13 protein-coding genes and 2 tRNA genes are annotated in these 12,467 nt (G+C 67.2%); 3 read left to right on the plus strand and 12 right to left on the minus strand.

Features of this window, described 5'->3' with window-relative positions; genetic code table 11:
- Positions 1–36: 36 nt before the first annotated feature.
- Genes purN through AAFM92_06360 form a run of 3 tightly spaced genes read right to left on the minus strand, consistent with a single transcriptional unit; the run spans position 37 to position 2,128 of the window.
- Complete coding sequence (gene purN / locus AAFM92_06350; protein ID MEL7299988.1) at positions 37–639, minus strand: phosphoribosylglycinamide formyltransferase; 603 nt, start codon at positions 637–639, stop codon at positions 37–39.
- Positions 636–1,676 carry a phosphoribosylformylglycinamidine cyclo-ligase gene (gene purM, locus AAFM92_06355; protein ID MEL7299989.1) on the minus strand — a complete coding sequence of 347 codons (1,041 nt, stop codon included), beginning with the start codon at positions 1,674–1,676 and terminating at the stop codon, positions 636–638. The genes purN and purM overlap by 4 nt, the downstream gene beginning before the upstream one ends.
- Positions 1,677–1,708: 32 nt before the next feature.
- A complete protein-coding gene (locus AAFM92_06360) occupies positions 1,709–2,128 on the minus strand; it encodes an ABZJ_00895 family protein (protein MEL7299990.1) in 420 nt (139 codons plus the stop codon).
- Positions 2,129–2,223: 95 nt separating this feature from the next.
- Here AAFM92_06360 and AAFM92_06365 point away from each other — a divergent pair.
- Positions 2,224–2,297, plus strand: a tRNA-Ile gene (locus tag AAFM92_06365).
- Positions 2,298–2,365: 68 nt separating this feature from the next.
- Here AAFM92_06365 and AAFM92_06370 read toward each other — a convergent pair.
- Positions 2,366–3,658: an ATP-binding protein gene (locus tag AAFM92_06370; GenBank protein ID MEL7299991.1), complete on the minus strand. Its 1,293-nt coding sequence runs from the start codon at positions 3,656–3,658 to the stop codon at positions 2,366–2,368.
- A 54-nt stretch (positions 3,659–3,712) separates the two neighbouring features.
- On the opposite strand from AAFM92_06370, the gene AAFM92_06375 reads away from it, so the two are divergent.
- Positions 3,713–4,582: an MBL fold metallo-hydrolase gene (locus tag AAFM92_06375; protein MEL7299992.1), complete on the plus strand. Its 870-nt coding sequence runs from the start codon at positions 3,713–3,715 to the stop codon at positions 4,580–4,582.
- 53 nt (positions 4,583–4,635) lie between these two features.
- Positions 4,636–4,710, plus strand: a tRNA-Asn gene (locus AAFM92_06380).
- Between the two features lie 94 nt (positions 4,711–4,804).
- On the opposite strand, the gene ccoS is transcribed toward AAFM92_06380, so the two are convergent.
- The 8 genes from ccoS to ccoN form a co-directional block, all read right to left on the minus strand.
- Entirely contained in the window at positions 4,805–4,948 is a 144-nt protein-coding gene (gene ccoS, locus AAFM92_06385; GenBank protein ID MEL7299993.1) for a cbb3-type cytochrome oxidase assembly protein CcoS, read from the minus strand.
- Positions 4,945–7,077 (minus strand): heavy metal translocating P-type ATPase, encoded by a 2,133-nt coding sequence (locus tag AAFM92_06390; GenBank protein ID MEL7299994.1) that lies wholly within the window; start codon positions 7,075–7,077, stop codon positions 4,945–4,947. The genes ccoS and AAFM92_06390 overlap by 4 nt, the downstream gene beginning before the upstream one ends.
- Positions 7,074–7,529, minus strand: coding sequence for a FixH family protein (locus AAFM92_06395; GenBank protein MEL7299995.1), 456 nt, complete (start codon positions 7,527–7,529; stop codon positions 7,074–7,076). Before AAFM92_06395 ends, AAFM92_06390 begins: the two co-directional genes overlap by 4 nt.
- On the minus strand, positions 7,526–8,941 hold the full coding sequence (gene ccoG / locus AAFM92_06400; GenBank protein MEL7299996.1) for a cytochrome c oxidase accessory protein CcoG: 1,416 nt from the start codon (positions 8,939–8,941) through the stop codon (positions 7,526–7,528). The genes AAFM92_06395 and ccoG overlap by 4 nt, the downstream gene beginning before the upstream one ends.
- An 82-nt stretch (positions 8,942–9,023) precedes the next feature.
- A complete protein-coding gene (gene ccoP, locus AAFM92_06405; GenBank protein MEL7299997.1) occupies positions 9,024–9,875 on the minus strand; it encodes a cytochrome-c oxidase, cbb3-type subunit III in 852 nt (283 codons plus the stop codon).
- A complete protein-coding gene (locus tag AAFM92_06410) occupies positions 9,872–10,105 on the minus strand; it encodes a cbb3-type cytochrome c oxidase subunit 3 (GenBank protein ID MEL7299998.1) in 234 nt (77 codons plus the stop codon). Before AAFM92_06410 ends, ccoP begins: the two co-directional genes overlap by 4 nt.
- A gap of 15 nt (positions 10,106–10,120) precedes the next feature.
- Positions 10,121–10,846 (minus strand): cytochrome-c oxidase, cbb3-type subunit II, encoded by a 726-nt coding sequence (ccoO, locus tag AAFM92_06415; protein ID MEL7299999.1) that lies wholly within the window; start codon positions 10,844–10,846, stop codon positions 10,121–10,123.
- Positions 10,847–10,855: 9 nt separating this feature from the next.
- Positions 10,856–12,460 (minus strand): cytochrome-c oxidase, cbb3-type subunit I, encoded by a 1,605-nt coding sequence (gene ccoN, locus AAFM92_06420; protein ID MEL7300000.1) that lies wholly within the window; start codon positions 12,458–12,460, stop codon positions 10,856–10,858.
- Between the last annotated feature and the right edge of the window lie 7 nt (positions 12,461–12,467).

A 12,467-nucleotide genomic window follows, 5' to 3' on the forward strand; every position in this document is an offset into this window, starting at 1 on the left:
GCGCTTCTACGCGTGCACTTTGGCAATGAAAAGGCGCTAGGCGTCGGCGTCGATCATCACAGGTGTGCGATCTCCGGCGGCAAAGCGGCGCAGAACGGCCGGGTAGAGGATGTGTTCCTGCTGCAGGACACGCGCGGCCAGCGTCTCCGGCGTGTCGCCCGGCCGGACCGGCACCTGCGCCTGTCCGAGGATCGGGCCATCGTCGAGCTCCGCCGTGACCTCGTGGACGGTGCAGCCATGGAGCAGGTCACCGGCCTCGAGCGCCCGGGCATGGGTGTGCAGCCCGCGATACTTCGGCAGCAGCGAGGGGTGGATATTGAGCATCTTCCCGGCCCAGGCCCCGGTGAAGCCACCGGTCAGGACCCGCATGAAGCCTGCAAGGCAGATGATGTCAGGGGCGTAGGGCGCGATGAGGCGCGATATCTCGGCCTCGAACGCGGTGCGATCCGTGCCGAAGGGCTTGTGGCTCACCGCTTCCGTTGGGATCCCCGCCGCGCGCGCCTTCTCCAGCACCCCCGCTTCGGCATCGTTGGAAAAAACGAGACAGGGCCGCGCGGGATGATCTCCCACCATGGACGCGATGAGCGCGGCCGCGTTCGATCCACCGCCGGACGCAAAAATCGCGACCCGTTTCGTCAAGTAAGGCGACCCGTGTAGGTCACCCCGGGGGTCTCCGTCACCGTCCCGAGCGTGAAGACCGTCTCACCGGCAGCTTCGAGCGCGGCACGCGCGGCCGCGGGCTCGGGCGTCACCACGACCATGCCGAGGCCCGCGTTGAATGTCTTCAAGAGCTCCGCCTCGGCCAGCCCCCCCTCTTCCGCCAGCCAGCGGAAAACAGGCGGCAAGCGCCACGCGCCGAGGTCGATCTCCACGCCCATGCCCTCGGGCAGGACGCGCGGGACGTTCTCTGTAAGGCCGCCGCCGGTGATATGGGCGAGCGCCGTGATCTTGGAGGATGCCATGGCTGAAAGCACTGGCCGGACATAGAGCCGTGTGGGCGCGAGGAGCACTTCGCCCAAGGTGCCGTCGGCCCACGGGCAAGGCGCCTCCCAGCCGAGCCCGCTCAGCTCCACGATCTTGCGCACCAGCGAATAGCCGTTGGAATGCACCCCGTCGGACGCGAGCCCGAGAACCCTGTCGCCCGGGCTCACGCCGGAGGGCAGATGCGCGCCGCGCTCCATGGCCCCCACGGCAAAGCCCGCGAGGTCGTAATCGCCCGCGGCATACATGCCCGGCATTTCCGCCGTTTCGCCGCCGATGAGCGCGCAGCCCGCACGCGCGCAGCCCTCCGCGATCCCTTCGATCACGGTCGCGGCCGCGTCCACGTCGAGCGCGCCGGTGGCGAAGTAGTCGAGGAAGAAGAGAGGCTCCGCGCCCTGGCAGACGAGATCGTTGACGCACATGGCCACGAGATCAATCCCGACCGTGGCGTGCTGCCCGGTGTCGATGGCGATCTTGAGCTTGGTGCCCACGCCGTCTGTCGCCGCGACAAGCACCGGATCGACATAGCCCGCTGCCTTGAGATCAAAGAGCGCGCCGAAGCCGCCAAGGCCAGCCATCACCCCGGCGCGGGCCGTCCGTGCCGCCGCGGGCTTGATGCGATCCACGAGCGCGTTTCCGGCGTCGATGTCGACGCCCGCCGCGCTATAGGTCAGGCCGTTCTTTCCGTCCGTCATGGCAGCCGCGTAGCAGCGCTCGGAGCCGTTGCCTAGCCCGCTTTGCGCACCGTGCGCGCGCCAAACCACATCATCGCGCGGATCAGCACGAATGAGAGCACCACCATGAACGCGAACGGCCCGAGCAGCCGCACGAGGCTGCCCCCCGACAGGATGCCCAGCATGCCCTGCCCGGCCAGCGCGCCGAGCCCCACGAAGAGATAGAGCCCCACCGTGACCGCAAGGAACACAGCCGCGACCCGCGCCCCGTCGGCGAGACTGACTCTGCCCGCGCGCTGCTCCAGTTCGCGTCCGGCGTCGAAAGCCGCGACCATGATCGGCAGGAGGAGAAGTGGCCAAGGCGGAGGCGTGCCCGCGAGCGCCAGAAGCAGAATACCGATCAACGACACGCCCACCATGGACGCCAGCAGCACTTTGAAGAAGCGTCGCGTGAGGGGGCCGAGATGCGCCATGCCGCGTCCTTTCCTTGCCCTCCGCCCCTAGCAGCGCGCGGGCCCACAGCCAAGCTTGACGCCATCGGCCCGCTCGCCTACCCGACTTGGGCGGCGGGCCTGTAGCTCAATTGGTTAGAGCAGAGCGCTCATAACGCTTTGGTTGCGGGTTCAAGTCCTGCCGGGCCTACCGCCAGCGAGACAGCAGTCACAGCGGGGATCCGCAACACGGCGAGGGGGTCAACCAAAGGGCTCGCCTCACCGCGCGAGGATCAGGTCGGCTGAAAGCCCGCCGAGATCCTCGCTTTCTCCCAGCCGCAGCATACCCCCGTGTCGCCGCGCCGTGTCCGCCGCGATAGCAAGCCCGAGGCCCACCGAGCCGCCCTCGTTTTGCCCCCGTGCCGGATCAAGCCGTGTGAACGGACGGGTGGCCGCCTCACGCTCCGCCTCGGAGATCCCGGGCCCGTCATCTTCGACCCGGATGCGCACCGAGCGCTCGAGCACCTCGCAGGAGAGCCGCACCCGCTTGCCATAGCGGGCGGCGTTGGAAAGGAGGTTCGTCACGCTGCGCTTGAGCCCGATCGGGCGCACGCCCATGGTAAGTTCCGGCAGCGCGCCCGCGAGATCGACCTTGCGGCCCATGCGGCGCACATCCTCGATGCACTCGCCGATCAGCGCGCCCAGATCCGTTTCCACCATCTCCTCCGCCGCGCCGACTCGTGCGAATTCGAGAAAGGCATCGATCATCCCGTTCATGTCGTCCACGTCGCGCCGCATATCCGCGGCCTCGGGCTCGTCCATCATCGAGAGCGCGAGCCGCATGCGCGTGAGCGGTGTCCGAAGGTCGTGGCTCACCCCCGACAGCATCAGCGTGCGCTGCTCGATCTGCCGCTCGATACGGGCCCGCATGGCCAGGAACGAAGACCCTGCCGCGCGGACCTCGGTGGCGCCCGAAGGCGTATAGGGCACGATACTGCCCCGCCCGAACGCCTCCGACGCGGCGGCGAGCCGCCGGATCGGGCGCAGCTGGTTGCGCAGGTAGACGAAGGCGATGAGGATCATGACAGCCCCCGCCACGAGCATCAGCACGAGGAGCTGGTGTGGATTGCGCGCGGACACGTAGGGACGCCCGAACGACACGCGATAGACGTCGCCCTGCCAGGCGATCCACGCCTCCACCTGCCGGATATTGCTCAGATCGATCGCGCGGAGGTCATAGATCTCCTCCATCCGCGAATTGATCGTGAGCCCGGAGATATCGTACCAGAGCCGCCCCGGGGCCTCCGGCAAGGGCTCCTGCGATAGTCGGATCCCGAGAGGGGCCGCCACTTCCGCATTCGCCGTCGCGACGCCGGTCTCGTCGGCGGCCCGCAGCACTTCGGAGATCATGACGGAGGTGGTGTTCACCATTTGCCGGGTGACATCCTCGAAATGCCGCTGGATAAAGACCACCGACACGATGATCTGGAGCGCGAGAAACGGCAGCGCCACGATGAGCGCCGCGCGCCCGTAAAGCCCCCGGGGCATGTATCGTTTGAGCCAGCCGAACATGGCGCGAGCCTAGGGCGGACATGCCGGGTTGGCCATGGGGGACGGGAGGAGAGCATGCCTGCGACCGAGCTCGAAGAAGACTTGCTGCTTGTCCGCGCGCCGAACCCCTCGCCGCTCACCGCCGACGGCACCAATACCTACCTCCTCGGGCGCGACGCCGCCGTGATCATCGACCCGGGCCCGGACGAGGAGAGCCACGCGGCCGCGATCCACGCCGCGCTCGCGGGCCGCGAGGTGGCCGCGATCCTCGTCACGCACAGCCATCGCGATCATTCTCCCCTCGCCCGCTCTCTTTCGGACACGTCCGGCGCGCCGGTTTACGCCTTCGGCCCCACCGGCGCAGGCACCTCCGCCATCATGGCCTCGCTCGACGGCGCGCTCGGCGGCGGCGAAGGCGCCGACCGGGACTTCGTGCCTGACGTCACACTGGCTCACGGCCAAAGCCTCACCCTCGGCGGCGAGCGCATCACCGCCCTCCACACGCCCGGCCATTTCGGCAATCACCTCTGCTTTGGCTGGCGCGGGGCGCTCTTTTCGGGAGATCACGTCATGGGCTGGGCCAGCACGCTCGTCTCGCCGCCCGATGGCGATCTCACCGATTTCATGGCGAGCTGCGCCCTGCTTAAATCCCGCGAAGACCGCGTCTACTATCCCGGGCACGGCGCGCCGGTCACCGATCCCGCCGCCCGCCTCGCCTGGCTCGTGACCCATCGCAAGGCGCGAGAAGCACAGATCGTCGCCCGCTTGAGCAGCACGCCACAAAGCGCGGCTGACATCACAGAGGCAGTCTACCTAGACGTGGCGCGCAGCCTCTGGCCGGCCGCGTCCCGCAACGTCCTCGCCCACCTGATCGACCTCACGGCCCGCGGCCTCGCGGCCCCCGAAGGCCCGCTATCCGAGCAGGCGAAATTCACCCGCGCCTGACCCCAAATCCCTCTGGACGCCCCCAAAGGCCATTGCTATACGCGCGGCGGTGTTCCGGCGTAGCTCAGCGGTAGAGCAGTTGACTGTTAATCAATTGGTCGTAGGTTCGATCCCTACCGCCGGAGCCAAATTCCTAAGCTAGCTTGATAATTTTTGGTGCATAACGCGCTCGATGTTGGCTGGACGCTGTTTCCACTTCACTTCCGCACCAGATTTCCCTCTCTAGTCCTCCTCCTCGAGGAGGATACGGGCGGCGTCGCCTTCGAGGTCGTCGTATTGCCGGTGCCTCAGCGTCCAGATGAAGGCCGCCAGGGCGCCGAGGCCCAAAAGGAGCGAACAGGGGACGAGGACCACGAGGATATTCATGACTTGCCCCTCGGCGGCGCGAGCCCACGCATGGCGTTGAGGACCACGGTGATCGAACTCGACGACATGGCGATGGAGGCCGCAAGCGGAGTGGCGAAGCCCGCGATGGCGATGGGCACGGCGACGAGGTTGTAGAGCGTGGAAATGTTGATGTTCTGTGCCATGCGCCGCGTCGCGCGGCGGCTCACGGCGAGGGCGTCCGCGATGCCGGCGAGGTCTTTCGACACGAGGATGGCGTCGGCGGCCTTGCGGCTGGCATCGAGCGCCGTACCCGGGGCCATGGACGCATGCGCCGCCGCAAGGGCCGCGGTGTCGTTGAGGCCGTCGCCCACCATAAGAACCTTCGCACCCTCCGCTTCGAGATCGCGGAGGATGGTAAGCTTGTCCTCCGGCCCGAGGCGCGCATGGACCTCGTCGAGCGAGAGCGCGGCGGCCATGCGGGCCGCGTTGGCCGCGCTGTCCCCGGTGAGCATGACCACGCGGAGACCGGCCTCTCGCAGGGCACGCACGGCGTCTCGCGCGCTGGGAAGAAGCGCTTCCTTCGCCGCGAGCACATGCGTCGTCTCCCCTATCCGGAAGACCGTCTCGGCCCCCGCCCCATCCTCGCGCCCGAGCGCAACCATCAGGGCTCCGAAGCGCGCGCTAACGCCCTGCCCGGCCGTCTCTCGCAGATCGGTGAGTGGCGCTGGCGTCACCTCGCTCAGGGCGCGCGACAATGTCCGGCAAAGGGGGTGGTCAGAGGCATCGGCGAGCGCGCGCAGGATCCGGCGATCGGCATCGCGGAGCCCCGCTGGAACCTCGAGCTGGCGCTCGGTGAGCGTGCCGGTCTTGTCGAAGACCACCGTGTCCACCGCCGCGAAACGCTCCAGCGCCGTGTCCGACTTGATGAGAAGCCCCGCGCGGTAGAGCCGCGCCGTGGCGGCCACGGCCACGGCGGGGACGGCGAGCCCCAGCGCGCAGGGGCACGTGATGATGAGCGTGGCGATGGCGACATTGATCGCCATGCGCGCATCTCCCGTGGCCCAATACCAGCCGATAAAGGCCGCCGCCGAGAGGACATGGACGAGCGGCGTGTAGATCTCGGCGGCGCGGTCGGCGACGCCGATATACTGGCCGCGCGCGCCCTCCGCGGTGGCGACGAGCTGCGCTATGCGACGGATCGTGGTGTCCTCTCCCACCGCGGTGGCGCGCAGGATCACCGGGCCATCGAGCACGATCTCCCCGGCCCTCAGCGGCGCCCCGGCGGACCGCTGGACGGGATCGCTTTCGCCCGTGATGAAGCTCGCATCCACCATGGTGTCCGCGCTCTCGAGGCGCGCCTCGACCGGCACCCGCGCCCCGGCCGTGAGCCAGAGGGCATCGCCCACCGCGATCTCGGACAGGAGGCGGCTCACGCGGACCCCGTCTTCGATGCGAAGCACGCGCGAGGGCTCCATGGCCGCCAGATTGTCCGCTGCCGAATGCGCCGCGCGGCGCAGGCGCTGGTCCAGGACCCGCCCCACGAGGAGAAAGAAGGTGAGCGTGAGCGCAGCATCGAACCATGCGTGCTGGCCCGAATGCACGACCTCGTAGAGCGACATCGCACAGGCCAGAAGGATCGCCAGCGAAATGGGCACATCCATGTTCACCCGCCGCGCGAGGAGCGCGCGCGCCGCACTGCGAAAGAAGGGCTGTGCCGAGTATGCCGCGGCGGGGAGCGCGATGGCCGCGGAGACCCAATGGAGAAAGTCGCGCGTCGTGTCGCCTGCCCCGGCCCAGACAGCCACGGAGAGGAGCGTGACGTTCATCATCGCGAAGCCCGCCACGCCCATGTGGATGGTGTAGTCCTCGCCCGCAGCGCGGGCGGGCGCGGCATCGGCGACCTCGTGCGCCTCGTAGCCTGCCTTGGCCAGTTCGCGGATCCACGGCGTGGGGTCTGCACCCGATCGCGCCGCCACGGCCACGCGCTTGCGCGTGAGATTGACCCGCGCGCCATCGATATCGGGGCACCGCGCGAGGGCGCGCTCGACGCCGCGGATACAGCCCGCGCAATGTATGCCGGGCAGCACGAGCTCGTGGGTGACGCGCTCGGGCGCTGCGAGCTGCGCGGCGCCTTCCAAGGCGCAACCGGGGCAGGCCGCCACGCTCATCGCCGGACCCACAGGACGATCCGCTGGCGGAAGACTGTCCCATCTTCGGCCACGGCGGCGAGCCGAAGGTTCCAATTGCCCGGCCCGAGGGGCTCGATGATGCCGAGATGCGTGGTGCCATCGAAGTGGAAGACGACCTCCTGATCTTCGCCGACATGGGTGGCCCGGCCGAGCGTGGCGCGCGTGATGTCCGGCGCGACGGCGCCTTGCGCGTCGAAGATGGCGAGCCTCAGCTCATCGCCCTCGGTCGTCAGATCGATCTCCCAGCCCAGCGCGAGCTGCGCATCGCGGTCGCGGTCGAAGGACTGGCTGGCGACGTAGGAATTCTTCACCTCGAGCCCCGGAAACGTGCCGACGGCGCTGAAGGCCAACGCCAGGTTCACGGTGATGATGACGGCATAGAAGGCGAGAAACGCCATCAGGACGTGCCAGCCCTTGAGTTCGCGGGTCATCGGAGAGCCCTCCCATTGAAGATGCTGTCGGCGTGGACGCGTTCGCCCGAGGCGAGATCCTCGATCCAGAAGCGGATATCGGTGACATCGGCCTCGGCGGGGTCGGACCCGCGCGGCGCGACGAGGTAGACACGCTGGAGCCGCGTTTCGTTGGCGGTGACGGTGACGGTCTCGTAGGGCGTGCCTTCGAGCTCGGCGCGGAGCGCGAGATCGCCCGCCGCGCGGATCCGGAAGGGGCGATCCTCGCCGTGCTTGTTGCGCAGCCGGATGTCGTAGGCGTTGCGGATCGAGCCGTCCGAGAGCGTCACGAATTGCGGGTTGCGGATGGGTGCCACCGTGACGTCGATCTCGGCGCGGATGAAGAGCGCGAAGACGAGGGCCACGCCGCAGAGCGACCAGAGCGCGGTATAGATCATCGTGCGCGGCCGCAGCACGTGTTTCCAATAGGGCCGTGGCGCCATGCCCTCGCGCTCCCGCGGCTCGTCGGAGAGCGCGAGGTAGTCGACGAGGCCGCGGGGCTTGCCGATCTTCTTCATGATGTCATCGCAGGCATCGATGCAGAGCGCGCAGGTGATGCAGGCCATCTGCTGTCCGTCGCGGATATCGATCCCCATGGGGCAGACATTCACGCAGGCCATGCAGTCGATGCAGTCACCGGCGGTCTCCACGCGCTTCTTGCCGCGCGGCTCCCCGCGCCAGTCGCGGTAGGCGACGGTAAGCGTGTCGTCGTCCATCATCGCGGCCTGGATGCGCGGCCACGGGCACATATAGATACAGACCTGCTCCCGCATGAAGCCGCCGAAGATGAAGGTCGTCGCCGTGAGGATCCCGATGGTCGAGTAGGCCACGGGCGCGGCGTTCAGCGTCACGAGTTCGCGCGCGAGCGTGGGCGCATCGGCGAAGTAGAAGACCCACGCGCCCCCGGTGCAGAGCGCGATCAGGAGCCAGATTCCCCATTTCGTGCCGCGCAGGCGCGCCTTGCGCAGCGACCATGGCGCGCGGGCGAGCTTGATCTGTGCATTCCGGTCGCCTTCGACCCGGCGCTCCACGAGCAGGAAGAGATCGGTCCAGACGGTCTGTGGGCAGGCATAGCCGCACCAGACCCGTCCGAGCGCGGACGTGAAGAGGAAAAGCCCCACCCCCGCCATGATGAGAAGCCCCGCCACGAAGTAGAATTCATGGGGCCAGATCTCGATCCAGAACCAGTAGAACCGCCGCCCGGCGAGGTCCACGAGCACGGCCTGGTCAGGAAGCTGCGGCCCCCTGTCCCAGCGGATCCAGGGGGTGATGTAGTAGACGGCCAGCGTGGCGATCATGATCCGCCACTTGAGCGTGCGAAAAGGCCCGGAGACCGTCTTGGGATAGATCGGCTCCCGCGGGGCGTAGAGGCTTTGATTGCTGGCGTCGCTCATGGCGCGTGCGGGGCCTTCGGCGGCAGGGTGTCTGGGCGGCCCGGTCGCGCCGGGCACGTGGTGCGTTTCCGCCCGGCGGCGGTCATTCCCCTCCGCCGAGCTGGTGAAGATAGAGGGTCACAGCCTTGATCTCGTCCTCCTCGAGGCGCTGGCCCCAGGCGGGCATCACGCCGAAGCGGGCATTGGCGACGGTGTAGGCCACGGCCTCGCGGCTGCCGCCATAGAGCCAGATCGCGTCGGTGAGGTTGGGTGCCCCGAGGAACTTGTCGCCGAGCCCGGCATCGCCGTGACAGCTCGCGCACTGATCGGCATAGAGCGCTGCGCCGGTCCCGAAGACGGCGGCGTCGTGATCCTGCCCGGAGAGCGCGAGTACGTATTCGACAACGGCGGCCTGCTCCTCTTCCGAGAGGATTTCGGCAAACGCCGGCATCTCCGAGTAATGGGCGTCCCAGTCCGTCTCGTTCCGGATGCCGTGGCGCACCGTGTATTCGATCTCGCTGAGCGTCCCGCCCCAGAGCCAGTCATCATCGAGGAGGTTGGGATAGCCCATTGCCCCTTGCGCGCCCGAGCCATGGCACTGCGAGCAATTGGCCCGAAAGACGGCAGCCCCGCCAGCGACGCCGAAGTGATAGGCCGGATCATCGCGGCTGAGCGTGCTCAGGTCCGCCGAGGCGAGCGTGGCGATGACATCGGCGTTGCGTGCGTCCACCGCGGCGATGTCTGCGGCGACCTCCGCACGCGTTGAGTAGCCGAGAAGGCCCTCTGACGCGCCCGAGATCATGGGCCAGGCCGGGAAGGCAATGGTGTAGCCGATCCCCCAGATGATCGTGAGGTAGAAGGTATAGAGCCACCAGCGCGGGAGCGGGTTGTTGAGCTCTTCGATCCCGTCCCACTCATGGCCCGTGGTTTCGACGTCCGGCTTCTTCTTGCTCATGACCGTGCTCCCTTTGTGGCGCAGGGGCAGTCCGCGCATCCGCCTGTACAGCCGAGCGTGAGCTCCGGCGCGGGGCTCCGGTCGTCCCGGAGGGGGATCTGCTTGATCTCGTCATGGACCCGGTTCGATCCCGGCCGCACCACCCAGACGAAGACGCCCACATAGAAGGTCGTCATCGCCAGGAGAAACCAACTGTCGGCGAAAGCTCTGAGAAGGGTATAGAGTTCCATGGTGCGCGCCCTCCCCTAGCGGCTCTCGTCGGGCACGAAGGTCGAGAAATCGACGAGCGTGCCGAGCATCTGCATGTAGGCGATGAGCGCATCCATCTCGGTGAGCGCCTCCTGCCCATCGAAGTTGGAGACGACAGCGCCCGGATAGCGCTCGAGGAGCGCGTCCCAGTCGCCGTCCGGATCGGCCTGCACCTTGAGATCGGCGACCGCGTTCTCGATCATCTCGTCGCTATAGGGCACGCCCACGAAGCGGTGCGTGCTGAGCGTCGGTTCGATCTGTTCGTAGTCGAGCGCCGTGTGGAGCAGGAATTCGTAGTTGGGCATGACGCTCTCGGGCACCACCGACTGGGGGTCGGTGAAGTGATCGACATGCCAGGCATCCGAGTAGCGCCCGCCCACCCGCGCGAGGTCCGGCCCCGTGCGTTTCGAGCCCCATTGGAACGGGTGATCGTATTTCGATTCCGCGGCGAGCGAGTAGTGCCCGTAACGCTCCACCTCGTCCCGCATGGGGCGGATCATCTGGCTGTGGCAGACATAGCAGCCCTCGCGGATGTAGATATCGCGCCCCGCGAGCTCGAGCGGTGAATAGGGCCGCATCCCCTCCACGTCCTCGATGGTGTTCTCGAGGTAAAAGAGCGGTGCGATCTCCACGATGCCGCCAACGCTCACGGTGAGCAGCGACCCGATGAGAAGGAGCGTCGGGCTCTTTTCCAGCAGCGCGTGTTTATCGATGAATGCCATGGGACCCCCTCATTCCGCAGGTTGGCTGCCGGGCGTGAAGACCCGCTGGCGGGCACCGCCGCGGATCGTCATCCACATGTTCCAGCCCATGATGAGCGCGCCCGCGAGGTACAGAACGCCACCCACACCGCGGACCACGTACATCGGGAACTTGGCGGAGACGGTGTCGGCGAAGGAATTGACAAGGAAGCCCTGGGCATCGACCTCGCGCCACATCAGGCCCTCCATGATGCCGGTCACCCACATCGCGGACGCGTAGAGCACGATGCCGATCGTCGCGAGCCAGAAGTGCCAGTTGATGGCGGCCATGGAGTGCATCTCTTCTCGCCCCCAGAGCCGCGGCGTCAGGAAATAGAGCGCCGCGAACGTGATCATCCCGTTCCACCCCAGCGCACCGGAATGCACGTGCCCGATGGTCCAGTCCGTGTAGTGGGAGAGCGAGTTGACCGCCCGGATCGACATCATCGGGCCCTCGAAGGTGCTCATCCCGTAGAAGGCGAGACTGATCACGAACATGCGGATGATCGGATCGGTGCGGATCTTGTCCCACGCGCCGTCGAGCGTCATGAGCCCGTTGATCATCCCGCCCCAGCTGGGCATCCACAGGATGATCGAGAAGACCATGCCCAGCGTGGACGCCCAGTCGGGGAGCGCGGTGTAGTGGAGATGGTGCGGTCCGGCCCAGATGTAGAGGAAGATCAGCGCCCAGAAGTGGATGATCGAGAGCTTGTACGAATAGATCGGACGGCCCGCTTGCTTGGGGACGAAGTAGTACATCATCCCGAGGAACCCGGCCGTCAGGAAGAAGCCCACGGCGTTGTGGCCGTACCACCACTGCACCATCGCATCCTGCACGCCCGAGAAGATCTGCACGCTCTTCGAGCCCCAGAAGCTCACCGGAATCGAGATGTTGTTGACGAGGTGGAGCATCGCCACCGTCAGGATGAAGGCGAGGAGAAACCAGTTGGCAACGTAGATGTGCCGCTCCCGCCGCTTCATAAGCGTGCCCAGATAGACGAGCAGGAAGGCCACCCAGACCACGGTCAGCCAGAGGTCCACGTACCATTCTGGCTCGGCATATTCTTTCGACTGCGTGGCGCCCAGGAGGTAGCCCGTGGCCGCAAGCACGATGAAGAAGTTGTAGCCCCAGAAGACGAACCACGCGAGATTGCCGCCCCAGAGCCGCACGCTGCAGGTGCGCTGGACGATGTAGAACGAGCTCATGATGAGGGCGTTGCCGCCGAAGGCGAAGATGACAGCGCTCGTATGGAGCGGGCGCAGGCGGCCGAAATTGGTGAAGGGCTGGCCCCAGTCGAAGTTCAGCGCCGGGAAGGCGAGCTGGAAGGCGATGAGGACGCCCACGAGAAAGCCCACGATCCCCCAGAAGGCGGTGGCGATGACGCCGGCGCGCACGACGTCGTCCATGTAACGATTGAATGGGATGGCGGGCTGCGGCTGCCCGGCCCGGCGCGCCTGCCAGAGAAAGAGGCCGAAGGCCGTGACCATGATGATGGCACCGTGGACGCGGTAGGCGAGGTCATGGCCCCAGCTGCTGGCCAGCGCCCCGAAGAGAATGAGGCATCCGAGGGTCCCGAGCTTGATGGTGTCCGTCATGGGTGAG

The sequence above is a fragment of the Pseudomonadota bacterium genome (assembly GCA_038533575.1).
GTDB lineage: Bacteria > Pseudomonadota > Alphaproteobacteria > Rhodobacterales > Rhodobacteraceae > Shimia_B.

What these genes read in the sequence shown, in the direction of transcription:
- purM (MEL7299989.1), bottom strand. Translation starts at nt 1,676, where the DNA reads ATGACGGACGGAAAGAACGGCCTGACCTATAGCGCGGCGGGCGTCGAC.
- AAFM92_06360 (MEL7299990.1), bottom strand. Translation starts at nt 2,128, where the DNA reads ATGGCGCATCTCGGCCCCCTCACGCGACGCTTCTTCAAAGTGCTGCTG.
- AAFM92_06370 (MEL7299991.1), bottom strand. Translation starts at nt 3,658, where the DNA reads ATGTTCGGCTGGCTCAAACGATACATGCCCCGGGGGCTTTACGGGCGC.
- AAFM92_06375 (MEL7299992.1), top strand. Translation starts at nt 3,713, where the DNA reads ATGCCTGCGACCGAGCTCGAAGAAGACTTGCTGCTTGTCCGCGCGCCG.
- ccoS (MEL7299993.1), bottom strand. Translation starts at nt 4,948, where the DNA reads ATGAATATCCTCGTGGTCCTCGTCCCCTGTTCGCTCCTTTTGGGCCTC.
- AAFM92_06390 (MEL7299994.1), bottom strand. Translation starts at nt 7,077, where the DNA reads ATGAGCGTGGCGGCCTGCCCCGGTTGCGCCTTGGAAGGCGCCGCGCAG.
- AAFM92_06395 (MEL7299995.1), bottom strand. Translation starts at nt 7,529, where the DNA reads ATGACCCGCGAACTCAAGGGCTGGCACGTCCTGATGGCGTTTCTCGCC.
- ccoG (MEL7299996.1), bottom strand. Translation starts at nt 8,941, where the DNA reads ATGAGCGACGCCAGCAATCAAAGCCTCTACGCCCCGCGGGAGCCGATC.
- ccoP (MEL7299997.1), bottom strand. Translation starts at nt 9,875, where the DNA reads ATGAGCAAGAAGAAGCCGGACGTCGAAACCACGGGCCATGAGTGGGAC.
- AAFM92_06410 (MEL7299998.1), bottom strand. Translation starts at nt 10,105, where the DNA reads ATGGAACTCTATACCCTTCTCAGAGCTTTCGCCGACAGTTGGTTTCTC.
- ccoO (MEL7299999.1), bottom strand. Translation starts at nt 10,846, where the DNA reads ATGGCATTCATCGATAAACACGCGCTGCTGGAAAAGAGCCCGACGCTC.
- ccoN (MEL7300000.1), bottom strand. Translation starts at nt 12,460, where the DNA reads ATGACGGACACCATCAAGCTCGGGACCCTCGGATGCCTCATTCTCTTC.